This is a genomic window from Labilibaculum sp. DW002, assembly GCF_029029525.1.
Classification (GTDB): domain Bacteria; phylum Bacteroidota; class Bacteroidia; order Bacteroidales; family Marinifilaceae; genus Paralabilibaculum; species Paralabilibaculum antarcticum.
The window spans coordinates 119,786-136,173 of record NZ_JAKJSC010000005.1 but is presented as its reverse complement, the minus strand read 5'-3'; the positions used below and the strand labels follow the sequence as shown (position 1 = coordinate 136,173).

General features: G+C 33.3%; 12 protein-coding genes. 1 reads left to right on the top strand and 11 read right to left on the bottom strand.

Annotation, left to right across the window (positions count from 1 at the left end):
- Positions 1-132: 132 nt before the first annotated feature.
- Both L3049_RS16935 and L3049_RS16930 read right to left on the bottom strand, forming a co-directional pair.
- On the bottom strand, positions 133-3,105 hold the full coding sequence (locus tag L3049_RS16935) for an ATP-binding protein (RefSeq protein WP_275111006.1): 2,973 nt from the start codon (positions 3,103-3,105) through the stop codon (positions 133-135).
- Positions 3,102-3,644, bottom strand: coding sequence for a heme NO-binding domain-containing protein (locus L3049_RS16930; RefSeq protein ID WP_275111005.1), 543 nt, complete (start codon positions 3,642-3,644; stop codon positions 3,102-3,104). The genes L3049_RS16935 and L3049_RS16930 overlap by 4 nt, the downstream gene beginning before the upstream one ends.
- A gap of 255 nt (positions 3,645-3,899) precedes the next feature.
- Here L3049_RS16930 and L3049_RS16925 point away from each other — a divergent pair, with 255 nt between their 5' ends.
- Positions 3,900-5,039 carry a hybrid sensor histidine kinase/response regulator gene (locus tag L3049_RS16925; protein WP_275111004.1) on the top strand — a complete coding sequence of 380 codons (1,140 nt, stop codon included), beginning with the start codon at positions 3,900-3,902 and terminating at the stop codon, positions 5,037-5,039.
- A gap of 80 nt (positions 5,040-5,119) precedes the next feature.
- Here L3049_RS16925 and L3049_RS16920 read toward each other — a convergent pair whose 3' ends face one another.
- The 9 genes from L3049_RS16920 to L3049_RS16880 all read right to left on the bottom strand — a co-directional run bounded on the left by L3049_RS16920 (position 5,120) and on the right by L3049_RS16880 (position 16,353).
- Positions 5,120-6,307: a glycosyltransferase family 2 protein gene (locus tag L3049_RS16920; RefSeq protein WP_275111003.1), complete on the bottom strand. Its 1,188-nt coding sequence runs from the start codon at positions 6,305-6,307 to the stop codon at positions 5,120-5,122.
- Positions 6,308-6,362: 55 nt separating this feature from the next.
- Entirely contained in the window at positions 6,363-7,505 is a 1,143-nt protein-coding gene (locus L3049_RS16915) for a glycosyltransferase family 4 protein (RefSeq protein WP_275111002.1), read from the bottom strand.
- An 11-nt stretch (positions 7,506-7,516) separates the two neighbouring features.
- Complete coding sequence (locus tag L3049_RS16910) at positions 7,517-8,722, bottom strand: glycosyltransferase family 2 protein (RefSeq protein WP_275111001.1); 1,206 nt, start codon at positions 8,720-8,722, stop codon at positions 7,517-7,519.
- Between the two features lie 37 nt (positions 8,723-8,759).
- A complete protein-coding gene (locus tag L3049_RS16905) occupies positions 8,760-9,959 on the bottom strand; it encodes a glycosyltransferase (protein ID WP_275111000.1) in 1,200 nt (399 codons plus the stop codon).
- Between the two features lie 52 nt (positions 9,960-10,011).
- On the bottom strand, positions 10,012-10,947 hold the full coding sequence (locus L3049_RS16900) for a phosphoribosyltransferase family protein (protein WP_275110999.1): 936 nt from the start codon (positions 10,945-10,947) through the stop codon (positions 10,012-10,014).
- A 117-nt stretch (positions 10,948-11,064) separates the two neighbouring features.
- Positions 11,065-12,555 carry an O-antigen ligase family protein gene (locus L3049_RS16895; protein WP_275110998.1) on the bottom strand — a complete coding sequence of 497 codons (1,491 nt, stop codon included), beginning with the start codon at positions 12,553-12,555 and terminating at the stop codon, positions 11,065-11,067.
- A gap of 42 nt (positions 12,556-12,597) precedes the next feature.
- Positions 12,598-13,743 carry a polysaccharide pyruvyl transferase family protein gene (locus L3049_RS16890; protein ID WP_275110997.1) on the bottom strand — a complete coding sequence of 382 codons (1,146 nt, stop codon included), beginning with the start codon at positions 13,741-13,743 and terminating at the stop codon, positions 12,598-12,600.
- Positions 13,744-13,787: 44 nt separating this feature from the next.
- Positions 13,788-14,786 (bottom strand): nitroreductase family protein, encoded by a 999-nt coding sequence (locus L3049_RS16885; RefSeq protein WP_275110996.1) that lies wholly within the window; start codon positions 14,784-14,786, stop codon positions 13,788-13,790.
- Positions 14,787-14,823: 37 nt separating this feature from the next.
- Complete coding sequence (locus tag L3049_RS16880) at positions 14,824-16,353, bottom strand: lipopolysaccharide biosynthesis protein (RefSeq protein ID WP_275110995.1); 1,530 nt, start codon at positions 16,351-16,353, stop codon at positions 14,824-14,826.
- Positions 16,354-16,388: the final 35 nt, after the last annotated feature.

The following is a 16,388-nucleotide window of genomic DNA, read 5'->3' as shown; positions in this document are numbered from 1 at the left end:
AGAACAGACAATTAAGGGATTTTTAACAAGTGGCTTGATTCTAAGATACAAAATTCTTCATCGAAATAATTCTTAAGGCAAAAAAAACCTCGCAATAATTATTGCAAGGCTTTATTTAACATATTAAATTATTTAAGTAAGTTGTCCTCTCAAATTTTCAATTAGCGCATCAAATCGATTCAATCTATCCTCTATCAACTCTATATCAAACGATTGTATCGCCAAATCTAATTCACTACAATATTTATCTAGTATGTAGCAAGATTTTTTAAATGCAAAAACAGACAAACTCTGACTGAATTCTTCGATTTCATAAATAATTAAATCATTTTTAATCTTTTGCCATTCACTAATAAATCCATTTTCTAAAGCTTCTATAAGCTCAGGCAATTTTGCTCTGCATTCTTCAGACATTAACTCTTCATTCTCATCCTCTTCTACTTCAGCTTCATCTATTTCATTTATTGGAAGGAACTTTTTAAGAACAGCAAAAACATCTTTTCTAAAAACAGGCTTTTGTAAAAATTCATCAAAAAGTTCTCGTACACGTTCTAACTCTTCATTTACTACAGAAGCAGTAAATGCAACAATAGGTATGTGATTCCAATCAGGATTCTTTTTAATTATTTCGGTGGCATCATATCCATTCATTCCTGGCATTCGAATATCCATAAAAACAATATCTGGTTGTTCCGATTCCATTACTTCCAGAGCCTCTTCCCCATTTTCAGCTTCCATGAAAGTAACTCCTTCTGATTGAATGATCCTTTTTAAAACCAATATGTTAAACTTCAAATCATCAACAATTAAAATCTTACATGGTTTTAAAGTAAAATTGTACAAATCCTTTTTCTGCTGATCTTCTTTTGAATTAATCTCAGCAATTTTCACATTTCTAAATTTAACTGTAAACTTGGAACCTTTTCCAACTTCACTAATTAAAGAAACTTCCCCATCTAGCTTTTTTAATAGCCCTCCAATAATTGTAAGTCCTAAACCGGTACCTTCATAATATCGATTACTTTGTCCGCTCTGTTGTGTAAATGCTTTAAATATATCTCCTTGCTGATCTTCTTTAATTCCAATACCTGTATCCTCTACATTAATAAATAAATTAATCGAGTTTGGATCGGAAGTCTTAACTGCCATTACCGAAACATGAATGTATCCTTTCGCCGTAAATTTAATGGCGTTACCTATCAAATTAAACAGAATCTGATAAAATCGAACCTCATCCATGTAAATGTAATTCGGCACCGAATTATCAATCGTGATATTAAAAGCAAGATTTTTAAGTTCTAATTTTTGCTTAAATACTTGTTTGATTTGATTTACAATAACAGAACATTGCATTGGTTCCAACTCAATATTCATTTTCCCAGATTCGATCTTGGAAAGATCAAGTATATCGTTAATTAGCGCCAATAGATTACGCCCACTAGTCAGAATCGTATGCAAATAATTTTTATGCTGTGGATTTTCAACATTAGAATGTAACCACTCACTAAAACCCAAAATAGCATTCATAGGAGTTCTAATTTCGTGCGAAACATTCGCTAAGAATTCCGACTTTGCCTTAGAAGCTTGCTCTGCTTTATTCTTAGATATTTGCAATAATTTTTCATTTTCTTTTATCTCGGTAACATTTCTAATTATCACCAATACTTCCGAAGCGTTAAGCTTAACAAATCGAGCCTCAGAATACTCCATTTTATCCCAATTTAAGCTACTAAAGTCAAATTGAAACTCCCCTTTTACAATGCATTCTTCAACACCAGAAATAAAAGAATTACTCAAATCATCATCCAAAGCATCTTGAAGCGAATTGCACGATTCATTTTCCAGTTTCGAAAATAAACTATCTTCAGATTTTAACTTATAAGAACTTACTTCACCTTCCCTATTAAGTCGTAAGATTTCATCAGGAATTGAATCTATAATTCCTCTATTTTCTTTCTCACTAATAACTAATTCCGTTTGTACTTTATTACGTAAAAAAGAGGTGGAAATGATATTACTAATGGTTTTCAGAAGTTCTATTTTTGATTTTGACCATCTGTAATTTGGACTACATTCATCAAAACCAATAAAACCAAAAATTTTACCAGATATTACAAGAGGTAAGACAATAATAGATTTAATACCTTGAGGTTCTAGAATATCTTTTATATCATCTGGCATCATTGATATATTCTCAGAAAAAACAATTCCATCCTCTTCCAACATTCTTTTCCACGAAGGAATACTACTGTAAGGAATATTTTGAAGTTCATCAATTTTCGATATTACCGAATTATTGCACCACTCATAGGTATTTGTTGTATGATCACCATCAATACTATCTTCAAAAATATAAACCCTACTAACTTGTGTGTGCTCTCCAATTATGCGAACAGCCTCTTTTGTATTGTTCTCAAAATTTTCAAGAGAATTATAAGTAACCGAAATTTCTGACAGAATTTCCTGCTGCCTTAAGTTTCTTGCAATTTCTAATTCGTTCTTCTTGCGCTCAGTAATGTTATGCGCAACTATAATTATTTCATTAAAATTGCAATTATGCCCAGATTTTACATTATTGGTTTCTCCTGCAAGGAAACATCTTTTTAGATCACAATTTTTGCAACGTTCCTCTGTAAATTGAACATTAACACGCACCCATAATATATCATTTCGACCAGTAACGATAGGCACCTCAAAATAACTAATACAGTTTTTTTGAATAAACTGTTTAGCAAAAAATTGAAAAATTTTCTTCCTGAAATTCTTAGATACAAAATCGATAACCCTTTTACCAATCAAACTATCTTTAGACTGACCTAAAATTGCACTCGCAATTTGATTTACAAATACGATTTCGCCTCGCAAATTTACCTTGCAAATAATATCCGTAATACTTTCTACCAAAGTGAAATACTCTTGCTCTGTCTCTAATAACTTCTTGGTTCTCTCCTGAGCAATAGTTTCTAAATTATTATTTAGGCTTTTTAATTGCTGATTAGATTCATAAAGTTGTAAGGACTTATCTTCAAGCAATTTTTCCGCCTGTAACCGAGCCTTTTTCTCTCGTTCTAGTTTACGTTGTATTAGTTCAAATTCTTTGCTCATACATTTTTCTGGATCGTAAATAAAACTTGAGTTTGATCTTCAGTTAAACCTACTTTGTTTATACTAGCATCTTCATTAAAATAATTCAAACAACCTTGAATTAATCCCTCAGCAAAGTCAGCCATCTTTCTCTGAGAAGTATAAATCAACTCTAGCTTGTGAGGTCCCTGACTTTTTATCTCAATAGTTGGTAATTCTGCCTCAGGATATAATTTTAAAACTTGAACATGAATGGTATCTTCTACTCTGCTTAAAAATTGAAATGCATCTGAATGTTCTATGATTAGATCCTTATACGCTTTCCCAAAAACCCCAAATACATATACACCATAAGTATAAAACAATTTAGAAACAGGCACCTTTAGATTCACGCTCAACTGTCCTACAAGAGAGAACATTTCTTCATGTGAATAGGTTCCTACTGAAGTATAGATCCCTTTACTAGGTAAGTTTGATTTTTCAATAATTTCATCAACAGTTTCATATCCAAATTTCTCTTCTACCATCTCGAGAAACTCACAAAAAATCAATCCTTTCATATTTTTATATCTAAGTTATAAGTAGTCTTAATTTTCAATAAACTCAAAATCAGGAAAAAACATATCTTTTTCTATTTTAAGCAATAAATACAATACGTAAGATAATAAACTTGGTTTAGATTTTCATTCATTTTATTTATCAAAATTCACAAATAAAAATTAGTTTTTTTTGAACCCTTCTTCGTACTTTACGTAACCAATATCATTACTAGAAATACTGACTTTATTTTAAACCTCAACTAAAATTGCTTCTGCGTGAATACGAATATGAAAATTGACATGAAAGGGCATACTCCAACTGTTTTAGTTGTTGATGACAATCCCAATAATTTAAAAATTGTTGCTCTTACTTTACGAGAGCTTAATTTCAAAATTGTAATTGCAACCAATGGTAAGTCGGCTATTGATTTGGTAGAAAGAACTAAACCAGACCTTGTATTACTTGACATTATGATGCCAGAAATGGATGGTTTTCAGGTTTGTGAGATCATTAAATCAAAAGAAAAACACAAAAATCTCCCAATTATATTCTTAACCGCCGTTGGCGAAAAATCAAAAATTGTAAAAGGATTTGAATTAGGTGGTGTTGATTACATCACTAAGCCATTTAATAAGGAAGAGCTGATTATTAGAATTAAAACCCATCTCGAGCTTAAATTTACTCGAGACGAACTTCAAGAAACTTCTGATCATCTTGCCGATTTAAATAGCCTTAAAGACAAAATGTTCTCTGTAATTGGCCACGATCTGCGATCACCACTCGGTAACATTCAAATGACTCTTGATTTATTATCAAAAGGGATATTTGAACATGATAGTGATGATTACAAAGAAACAATGCAAACTCTTGTTGAATGTAGTGACGAAGTATCAAACCTACTTGAAAATCTTCTTGGTTGGGCTAAATCACAAAGTGGAAATCTGAAGATGCAGCCCGAACAAATAAATGTTGCGAACTTAGTTGAAAGTTCATTCTATCTTTTCAAACGAAACCTAAGCCTCAAGAACATTAGCTTTGAATCTCAAGTTTCAGATAGCATTGAGATTTCAGCAGACATGTACCTCACAAAAACAATTCTTAGAAACCTAATATCCAACGCTTTAAAATTCACAGCAGAAGGAGGAAAGATAATTGTTCAATGTGAATTAAACGAAGAACATATACACCTTTCGGTTGTGGATACTGGAATAGGAATCACCGAAGAAGATCAAACTAAACTATTTGATGCAAAAGAACACATATCAAATTATGGTACCAACGGGGAAACGGGAAGAGGAATTGGACTTAAGGTTGCAGGTAGTTTTGCAGAAAAAATGGAAGGTAAAATAACCGTTGAAAGTCAAATTGATAATGGAAGTACATTCACTTTAGATTTACCAATCACAAAAAATTAATTACACTAGAACTATTAATAATACAAAAACAGGAAATACGATATGTATTTCCTGTTTTTTTCGTTCAATTATGCTTTAGCTTAACCACGCTTGGCTCTTTCCCATTTCACTGATTGATTTCCTTTTATATATCGGCGAAAGCCTAAATATACCGAAAGGTTCATTATGAAAAAGTAGTAAGGCACAAACAATACCTTGATTTTAATTTGTCTATTCTCAAGAAACCATCCTAATAATGCAGCTGCATAAAATGCAATTTGTGCATAAAACAAAATTGTATAAATATTACTTGGGTTCATTCCAGAATTATACGCCAAAACAAAATTTAGCGGAATAAGTAATAACAATAACAAAGGCGTTAAAGTCCAACGCAGTACTCTGTGAGAAATGTATTGGAATGATAATCTTCCATACTTAAACAAATTCAATAGTGGACTTAGTCTAACTACGGACTGAATTCCTCCAGCTGAAATACGAACCTTACGCTTCAACTCTTCTTTTACATTAGCAGAGGCTGTTTCAATTGCATATGCATTCGGATTGTATTGAATTGTATATCCAGACATGGCCACTCGCAGAGAAATAATAAAATCATCGAGTAAGGTATCTTTTTCGACCTCTTGCCATAATTCTGTTCTAATTGCAAACAATTCCCCTGCTGCACCAACAACAGAGTACCATTCTGCATCCCACTTTTTTAATGTAGACTCATACTTCCAGTACAAACCTTCTCCAGCACCAGCCGCAGCATCCGCATCCTTTTGATAAATTCTCTTTTCACCAGAAACACAACCAACCTTAGGGTCTTTAAATAAATTGACAATTTCCTGAATCGAATCTTCACCAAGTGTAGTATTTCCATCCGAAAAAATAACAATAGGTGTTTTTACAAACTTCATTCCTCGATTCATTGCTCCAATTTTGCCTCCTCGAGCATCTTCATGATAAACTTCTACACCATCATATTTTCTCAATATATCTGGAGTTCCATCGTCGGAACCATCTGTTAGCCAAACTTGTTTTACCTTATCTTGAGGATAGTTCAAACTCTTTGAATTCTTCACCTTTTCGTCTACGTAATCTTTCTCGTTATAAGCTGCAACAAACAAGGTTACTTCAGGTTCATAATCCTGATTTCCAGTAAACTTTTTTGACAAGCCAAATAATCGTCTTAGTTTAATAATTAGGTAAAGGAGTATACCATAACCTAAGTAAGAATAAAAAATAATGAACAATGCTACCCAAAATATAATTTCTATGTATTTCATAAGTATAGTCGTTTTTCAATTAATAAGGGATGATAAAGGTTAATAGTCTTTAGGTTTAATTTATTTCGGAATAAACTTCCTCATAGAGTTTTAAATATTCTTTAGCCATATTTTTCCATGAAAATATTTTTGCTCGTTCCACGCCCTTTTTGCAAAGTTCCTCTCTGTATTCTTCGTTATCTACAATCTTTTGTATTGCAGAAGTAATTTCCTCGCTTTTATGAGGATCAACAATTAAGGCTGCATCTCCTGCAATTTCTGGCATTGATGATGTATTTGAAGTAATTACCGGTACTCCACACGCCATTCCTTCAAGAATAGGTATTCCAAAACTCTCACGAAGAGATGGGTACAAGAAAACCTTACATTGACTAATAATAGCTGGTAGGTCGGTATTCACTACATAACCAGTAAGGTGAATATCTTCTCGAATTTCAGGACAACCAATATCAGATAGAATCTTACGAAGAGCATTCTCTTCATAATCCAACATCACTAATTTATATTTGATCTCACTTTTTTTATTAAAATCAGCGAAAGCTTTTAAAGTGTTTGGTGTATTTTTTTTCGGGTCGGTATTACCAAGAAAAAACATAAAATTATCAGGCAAAGCATATTGCTCCTTTGCTTTACTTAGCGTTTCCTGATCAGTTACTGGCTGAAAATGCTCTCCTACTCCATTATGAATAGCGACCAAATTGTCCCCTAATCCCATAAAGTTTTTAATTCTGTCTTTCTCAAAGTTAGAAACCGTTGAAACACGCTTGCTTTTTCTTGCAACTGGAGGTACAACCCATCTTCGGTACATATTTCCTAACTTCTGATACCAAGTTCCTCCTTTTTTAAAAATACTTACACTTTCCAAATAGATAATATCATGTAGAATGGTAACCAAAGGCACTTTCGATTTTATTGGCCCTGTGTTACTCGTGCAATGCAATATATCACAACCTTCGGCTGCTGCTGCTTTAGGAAGGGCAAACTGTTCCCATGTAGGATAAGGACCTCCACCCAACTCAATCACCTTAAAATTATCGGCTTTAGGTATGCAAGTATTATCCTCATCTGGCTTTACGAAAATTACGTATTCATTTTCTTTATCGATTACCTGAAGATTCTTGATCAACTCCAAAGCAACCATATCCATACCGTGCTTTTTCTTTCTGTAAAGTCTCTGACCTTCAATTCCTATTTTCATAAGTTCAGTTTTTAGTTTTCAACACCATGTTCTGTATGGATAAATTTCTTATTTGCTCCTTTTAATTTAAAAAGGGATATAAACATTAAAAAGAATGCTTTTGGTAAGGTTAATACTGCAACCAACGTTTTTGCATTGTAAAATTTTCGAGGAATACTCAACAAAAAGGCCGCTACAACCAAAACAAATACCGGTAACCAGTCGATAATTGACAATTTTACAAATTCAAAATTTGGAATCAGGAACCACAATGCAGTATATACTGCCGTAAGAATACCTACCAAACCCAACAAGAGTATCCGTGGAGGTGAAACCATTTGGTATACTTTGTCGAAAAAGTCAAAATTTCCTTTGAAAAATAGATGATACAAACCTGGGAAAAAGTAACGCGCAAAATATACAAATTGAGCTGACAACCATCTTTTTCTCTGATTTGCAAAGACTTCTGACTTTTGAACTTTTTCATCCAATACCAAAGCATCGTGCACGTATTCTATCTTTTCACCACTCTTTAGCAATTTAAGTTCAAGTTCTTTATCGAAGCCTCCAACAGCTTTTACCTGACTCATCGTCTCCTTAAAAAAGCCATAATCAAATGCCATTCCCGAACCAATTAAAGCTGATGAAAAACCAAGAACTCGATGACCTTTTCTAAAAATATGATTATTTACCTCTTCACTAATTGCATCTAATATTGCAAATGAATTGTTTAAATTCTTTGCAGCCCTGTGTCCCTGAACAACAGAGAATCCATTATCAAATGCAGTATTTATTTTGGTAATGAAATCTGGCGCCATTAAGTTATCCGCATCAAGAACTAATGCGACATCGTAATTGTCACCTATGGTTGCCATGGCTTTGTTTAATGCTTTCGATTTTGTACTTACTTCAAATGATACCTCTACAACACGAATGGCTAATTCTCTCAATTTCTTCAACGTATCTGCACTAAAAGAATCGGCAATTACGATTACCTCATACGAGTCTTGAGGATAATCTTGCTTCAATGCATCTTTAGCAACATCCACAATCACTGCATCTTCTTTATAGCCTGGAATAAGCACTGCAAATTTCCGTTGTTTTGTACTTTTAGCTTGCTTTTGCTTATGCGGAAATATTCCTGCCAAGGCAAAAATAAACACATATACTGCAGCCACTCCCAAGTAAATATAAATTACTAGTTCAATTAAATATAAAATGATGAATAGTACGTCCATAATAGTTGTCTTTGATATTAAATATCTCCTACGGAAATCAGTTATTCTTGTTTGATTCTATTAGAAAACCATCTATAATTTTCTCGAAATCTACCGCTCTACTTTCCCAAGAAGTTCCTTTAGCATATTCTATTCTCTCCTTAATTTTAGCTTCCGTATCCAACTCAATCTCAGATTTAATCGCCTCACAAAATGCTTCTTTAGTAGTCGTAAAATTAGCTACCCCATCAAATTCAGGTAGGTGAGCAAAAGAGGTAAGAACTACAGGAACCCCAACCGATAAATATTCATTAATCTTTAATGGATAAATATTTTTTGTGTATTCGGTGCACAAATAAGGAATCAAACCAACATCACAATCCTTTAAAAGATCAGGAACTTCGTGAGGTTTAACCGGTGGTAAAAAAGTAACATTAGGATAATGAGCCAATACCTCATGAATTTTCTTATTCATTAAATCACCTACAAACTCGAATTCATAATCAGCCAATTGCTGAATTGTATATTCTACGGTTTCTAGGTCAAAGCGATGATCAAGACTTCCAATGTATCCAACTTTCTTTTTTACGGCTCCTCTTAAAGAACTTTTTGCTGATTTATTAAATACTTGAAAATCTACTCCATTCTTAACCACCTTCGTTTGAGGATTAAGATGATTCATAGACTCGGCTAAAAAATCAGACGTTGTAATTACACCATCCACATTTTCGGCAAAGGAATGATCTGAAACAATGGCTCTGTCACCATATCTTCTCACATCTGGTCCATCATAGCAATAGTAAATATTGAGTTTTTCACCGATTTTATTAAGCAATGCATTACCATAAATGGCATTGTAGGCATTTACGGAAACAGGCTTTGTCATATTTAGTTTTCGCAAAGCTCTTTTAATAGATCTTGCATAAAAAAAGCTATTGAGATTTAAAAAGAACTGATATAACTTCTCATTTTTAAAAAATGCAAATGGAAGCAGAGGAGGTAAAACCAAATGATTTACTTCTGTGTTAAATGTAGAATTCTTTTTAACCAAGCGGCTTTTTAGACCTAACATTCTAGCAACAGGAGCTCTTCCCTTTCCCATTAAGGTAAAAATCAAATCTTTAATGGTAAAAGGATATTCTACAAAGAGCAGATTATTAGATTTCGCAAGTAAGGAAACCAATTGCACTGTTGATTTAGTATAAAAACCTTCCCATGTAGTATTTGATACACAAACAATATTTTTTTTGTTACTCATCCTTATCCAATTTAGTGTCAATAGCTCTACCTTTTATTATCCTTTATCAGGTTTAATTGTTACGTATTTTATCCCTGACTTTTAAAGCAATTTTTCTTAAGAAAGGAAAATACTTCCCACTTTTAATATTGTACTTAAGTGATTGCGAATCAAAAATCATTTCAAAATTTGCAGTACACAAAACTGGTTTTTTGGTCAGGCGATTTATTTCTATTGATTGACCCAAATCACTTTCAATCATTAAAACGTAGGGTTCAGAAGCATATGTTTTAGCCTTGTGTTGTCCATGACTATTTGCTTTTTGTCGTGCCTCTTTATTTGGAAGGTCGAGCATAACAAGCTTGTTGTACTTCACATTGTGTTTGTCCAACCAAATCTCGGTTTCTTTTCTATATTTCTCGAGACGTGATGTTACAATGGTTCCAATTTTAGCACCAGGAATATACAATGGCGGAGCATTCAATACAAAATCTGTATATATTTCTCCATCATCATTTTGCTCTTCTGTTGGATCCACACAAAGTACACCATCAATATCAAAACAAGCCTTTTCAAGCGTGGTATGATTAAATACATTCCATTGAAAATATCTAGGCAAAGCCACTGATTCAAAATAATAATCGACCAATTTTTCTTTTCCTGGAACAACATAAATAGCACAGTATTTTAAATCGAAATTTTCCGCTACTTCTTCCAGCCTTTTCTGACTTTTCTTCATTGCTGAACCTGACGCAATGCTATCATCAACAACAAGAACTTTTTTAAATTCTTTGATATCGAAAAACTGTCCTCGTTCTCCAGCTTTATATATATGACCATTTAAAAATGAATCAATATCCGTATAAGGTTTATTAAGGTAAAGCGCTAATAAATTTGCAGGAAGCATGCCACTTCTAGGGATGCCAACTATTAAATCAAAATCGCGCGGTAGCACATCTAACCTTTTAAGTATGGTCTGATTTAAATCTGATATATTCCTGTATTCCATATGCTTTAGTTTATTTTTCGGGATGACATTTAAATAACTAACAGTCAATTAATCAATAAAACACTTTCCCGAAATATTCATAAAATCATTTATATATAATAATCTAGTAGTTCTTTTTTACTTGTTGCATTGCGCTAATTCAAGTTGTTCTTTTGCCTTGATTGCCAAATTCTCTTTTTCTAATTTCGTACCTAAAAAGAGATAACCCATACTCGAATAAATTAGCAATCCTGTTGGCATTTGCCCTAGCACTCCATTGCCATAAGAGGCTGCCATAATTCCAAAAAATCCACAGACCAGAGGACTTAGCATTCCTTTTATTTCCTCATCTTTTAATTTAAACATGATCATATAAACCGATTTGGTTAGAATATAAAACAAAATAAACAGGTGCAACCAAAGGCCAATAACGCCCTGCTCTGCCCAAATCATAACATACCAGCTATCCGTTGCTGTATTTGCTAAAAATGTATGTGGTGTAAATCTTAGGCCCCAATTTCCAGCAGAACCAATACCTCCTCCAAGCGGTCTAGAAGCCAAATATGATTTTAGTTTTCTTTGGTTTGCTAGGCGAACCTGAAGCGATGGATTATTAGGATCGAATGCTGTACGCATTCTTCGTACCGTAGGATTTCCTTGTGCAATGGTGGTGTATTTAAAAAAAACCAAAACACTAATTCCCATTATTGCCCCCATAAGAACCAGCTTTGTTTTTTTCTGCAAAACGGTATACAATGCAAAGCCCATTACAGGAACAGCAATTGCTCCTCTTGTTCCCGATATCATTAAACCATACAAGCCAAGTACACCTGCAATAATATAAAATATTTTTAATCGCCGAGATCGCTTCTGACTTAGTGCTAACAGAATAAATACAACGCCAGCATGTCCTTGAGCTGCTCCAAATTGACCAGCATCAGAATAGAATGAAAACACCCTAAGTTTGCCAAATAAAAGATGCGTACTTGCATTCCCCGCATCAAGCCAAGCTTGTTCAAAAGCATCTACTCCAAACATCTTTTGGGCAATGCCTTTTATTGTTGCTAAAATTGATAGAATAGCCCAAATTTTGAAGAGTAATTCTAGATCCTTTTTTTTATGAAAAAGAATGAAAATTAAAGGAACCGTAAAAAGCATATACAAAGAGACAGATCGCATTGCATAAAACCAGGCAATACGACTTGCAGCCTCAGGATTCACTAACTGTACCAAAGCATAGCCATACCATATAGCTGCTAATAAGACTAAATCATTTTTAGCATTAGCCCATGGTATTTTGTGGAAAAAAGTCTTGAAAAAAAGTGCAAGATATATCAATAGAAACTGGGCATCGATAGTTAAACCCAGTGGAACTCCTTTCACATATCGAACAATTCCAATGGCAACAAAATTTAAAATATAAATACCTATTATTCCTGTATTCGGAATTGCAAAAATAAGATAGACATAACTGATAACAATAGGCATAGCCAAGATTCCGATACCGGAAACCACACCTCCCTTAGCCACAACATATCCTAGCAGCGACATAATTAGCAGCATGCCGAAGAAAAATTGAGGCTTTTTTAGAAGCTCATGACCATGTTTTTTATCAAAAGTGTTATCCATTTAATTCTTTTATCTGCAAAAGCATTCTAATTGTAAATCTGTTTAATTACTAGCTAATGAACTTTCTAAAAAATCGTAGGCTTCTTTTTTCTTCTCAACCAAAACCTTGTTTACTTCTTCATAATTAATCGGAGTTTTGATTTTATCAAGTATACTTTCATCGTATTTTAATACCAAGCGATCCTCTAATCCGAGTATTTTTAGAAGTGAACTAAAGCGAGTTACTCCCCTTTTTACATTTCCAATTGCAATAAATGGCTTATTAAAAATGATTGAAAAAACGGTTCCATGAAATGAATCTGTCACAACAAATTCCGCATCCATAAATCCTCTTAACCAATTGGTTACAGGAGGACAAATACAATCTTTTAGTCGCTGCTTACCCATTTCTCGAAAAATACCTTTTGGCATGATTGAAACAGGTTTAATATTTAACTCGTCGGTTACTTGATCAAGAATTTTCTTTTTATCTGGAGTCAAATCCAAAATATAATTTAAAAGTGTACCTGGCAACTGAGGAATTTGATCCTTTTCTACCAGCTTAACATATTCTTCCTTCTCGATTAGCATCGTAGGATCCAAACATACAGTAGCTTTGACACCTAATTGATCTTTACACAATTCAACACCTGAATCTTCACGAACTGAAATCGCATTAAATTGCTGAGCCAATTTTGCACAATTCTTAGTCTGACTTGGTGAATACTCCCAATTATCAACACCAAAAGATGCTGCGTATGCAACACGCTTAGTCTCTTTGTCGGAACCCAAAAATTTCAAAAAATGATTTTCCATTATTGGCGAATATTTAGGTCGCCATACTTGGTCACTACCTGTAACGTATGCTTTAAATTGATAAGAAGCTATGTTTTTAAAATCAGCTTCGGTATTTAGCAATTCTGTTAATTGAATATTCTCATTTATAAAACGATCCGTATGTTGTCTAATTTCTTTTTCTTCCTGTTTTGTAGGCCAGGTTCGAACAACAACATCTTTTCCAAATAAATTTTTTAAAATTACGCGTCTTGTAAACGACAAGATCTTTAATTTCAAAGACATTGGTTCTGTATTTCTATTAATGGTATAAGAATCATGTCCTAATTTCTTTAAAGCTAATTGCAAAGCATAGGTCTGTAAAATTCCGCCATAATTCCAATTAAAGGGTAAAGTAATAATTCCAATTTTCATAATTCCATTCTTAAAGTAATACAATATCCGATGCTGTAATTCATTTAATGCGCAACAGTTATTTCTCTTGCAGTTTTTCTAGGCGATGAAGCTATCGCAAATTCCTCTGGCAGATAACCACAGGCAATGATCATCAATACCACCTCATTTTCAGGAACTTCAATCACCTCACGCAATTTCATATCCTTATCATCAGAAACACTCCAATTTAGCGAGCAAGCTCCAATCTCATTAAAATGCAATGCATTTAGAAGAGTCATACTAAACAACCCACCATTTAAATGATTTTCAAATCTCTCATGAATATCTTTAGTTGTTGATACTACAGAAGTAATAACCAAAAGGGTTTCTGCCAAATGTCCAAAACCACGATTGCCATTTTGAATGTTTAAAATTCCTTCCTTCTGCTCCTTCGATTTTACGATGTGCACTCTATTAGGTTGACGATTACAAAACGAAGGAGATCGTTGAGCTAAATCAATACATTCATACAACAATGGCAAAGGCACTTCTTCTTTTGTATAATTACGAACTGAATACCTTGATTTACAAAATTGATCAAAAGACTTATTCTTATCTCCAAAAAATTCTTTCCTTGTAATCTTTATCTGTTTTAATCCTTCTACATTTTTAAATTTCTCGTTTAAATCCGTTAGCTTTTTTTCTAAAGCTTCATCTAGCTTAAAATTGATTTCTTGATGGAATTCCAAATATTCTTTTAGTACGGAAACTGATTGTACAAACTCCATATCTTCAAGTGGAAGATTCAGATTTTGATATTTCTCAACAGTACCGATCAAACTGAACACAACCGCTTTACCAAATCCTGGACGTGGTTCAGGCATAGTAAGTCCTTTCTCAACAATGTGATAAGCAAGAGCTAAATCTCGTTTCACTTTTTCGATATGTGAATCATTATACACCTTATCATGTACACGTCTTCTTAAATCGTACATACTAGCCTTCTTGGCAGTATTTAGATAATACATGTACATCAACTTTTGAGGTAGCAGATTCTTTATTTTTTCTTTAAATGATGCCATATAGCGTCTTTTTAATTTTCTTTTAATTCCTCTAATTCTATCTCAAAGATTTGAAGCGTGAGACAACACCCATTACTGGTTTGTATAATAAATCTCTTTCGTACTGATTCATTGATGTAAACCAAAAAACAGGAATGTAAATTATTGCAAACAAAATAATTCCAGAAGCAAGACTAACAACGGTATCAAGTTCTATACTTTGTAAAATTACATAAGTAAGAAGCCCTATAACCAATGGAGAAATAGACATTTTCCCAATTTCTTTCCAAAATTTAGGAATATCAATTTCCTGCTTTTTATAATAATAGATATTCATAACCACAAGGTGACCAAGAACCAATCCAGCACAAATTGCAATAGCACATCCAATACCTCCATATGTATCAACAAGAATCAGTTGCAATGCGACACTAAATGCAGCTATACAGATATATACTAAAGCTCGAAACTTAATTCTGTTGCGTGCTTCTAAAATAATTATTCCCAAATTTTGAATTAATGGAATGGTTAGTGGTATAAAAAACAACAAAGTAATTAAGTAAGTATCCGCGTAATTTGCACCCGCCCACAAGTGAATAAACTGTTTCCCAAAGAGAATAAATCCAGCTAATATAAAAGACATTACAATGAACTGAATTCTACCTGTTCGTATAAACAAGTCGGATATTTCTTTATCTGATTTCGATTGACTAACCATTGCTGTAACTTTCGGCAGAAAAACACCCGAAATGGCAGTTGAAAAGCCCATATACATCTGTTCTAACTGGATTCCTACAGCAAATATTGCAACGGCTGCAGTACCTACATTAGCTCCTAAAACCAATTGTCCCGAACTCCAATAAAGACGATTAATAATAGCTCCTAGAAAAATATAAAATGAATAACCGGCAAGCTCTTTAAAAAATTTCCACTCGAATTTTTTGAAGTATATTTTAATTTTGATTTTATATTTACAATACCATAAATTAACCAACTGAGTAGTGACATTAAAGATGGTTATTAATACAACCATACCAATCGCACGATATCCCATTTCCAATAAGGCAATCATAATTCCCGTATTCAAAATAATTCGAACAACCTGTATAACCTTTTGAAAAATAAACTTCTCGTAAGCCGTTACAATCGAACCGAAAATACTTACTGGAAAAGTAAAAACCAGATTAAAAACCATTAACAAGACCAATGTATGGACCTTATCCAATTCATCAGCTGTTAAGGTGCCACCGTATATCGATTCAATATTAAAATACAAAACCATTCCCAGCACTAAAACAATGAAACCTATCGCACCATAAAGAAGAATAAACATTCCAAACATGGAATACTGTTCTTCTGTTTTTCCCTCGGAACGAAACTTAGCAGTGTATCTAATTATAGTATTTCCAAAACCCAAATCAAGAATTGTAAGGTAAGCAACTACCGATGCCACCAATGAATATAGACCATACTCACTTTGCCCCATCATACGAAGCATGTAAGGAGTATAAAGCAATCCAACGACATTGCTTAAGCCCATTACTACATAGGATAATATTGCACCAACCTTTAATTGATTTACCTTCATTAAGTTAGGCTTTTAGTAGTCTTTTTACATTAATA

Bases quoted from the DNA above. Each gene is read 5' to 3' on its own strand.
- L3049_RS16935 (WP_275111006.1), bottom strand. From the start codon at position 3,105: ATGAGCAAAGAATTTGAACTAATACAACGTAAACTAGAACGAGAGAAA.
- L3049_RS16930 (WP_275111005.1), bottom strand. From the start codon at position 3,644: ATGAAAGGATTGATTTTTTGTGAGTTTCTCGAGATGGTAGAAGAGAAA.
- L3049_RS16920 (WP_275111003.1), bottom strand. From the start codon at position 6,307: ATGAAATACATAGAAATTATATTTTGGGTAGCATTGTTCATTATTTTT.
- L3049_RS16915 (WP_275111002.1), bottom strand. From the start codon at position 7,505: ATGAAAATAGGAATTGAAGGTCAGAGACTTTACAGAAAGAAAAAGCAC.
- L3049_RS16910 (WP_275111001.1), bottom strand. From the start codon at position 8,722: ATGGACGTACTATTCATCATTTTATATTTAATTGAACTAGTAATTTAT.
- L3049_RS16905 (WP_275111000.1), bottom strand. From the start codon at position 9,959: ATGAGTAACAAAAAAAATATTGTTTGTGTATCAAATACTACATGGGAA.
- L3049_RS16900 (WP_275110999.1), bottom strand. From the start codon at position 10,947: ATGGAATACAGGAATATATCAGATTTAAATCAGACCATACTTAAAAGG.
- L3049_RS16895 (WP_275110998.1), bottom strand. From the start codon at position 12,555: ATGGATAACACTTTTGATAAAAAACATGGTCATGAGCTTCTAAAAAAG.
- L3049_RS16890 (WP_275110997.1), bottom strand. From the start codon at position 13,743: ATGAAAATTGGAATTATTACTTTACCCTTTAATTGGAATTATGGCGGA.
- L3049_RS16885 (WP_275110996.1), bottom strand. From the start codon at position 14,786: ATGGCATCATTTAAAGAAAAAATAAAGAATCTGCTACCTCAAAAGTTG.
- L3049_RS16880 (WP_275110995.1), bottom strand. From the start codon at position 16,353: ATGAAGGTAAATCAATTAAAGGTTGGTGCAATATTATCCTATGTAGTA.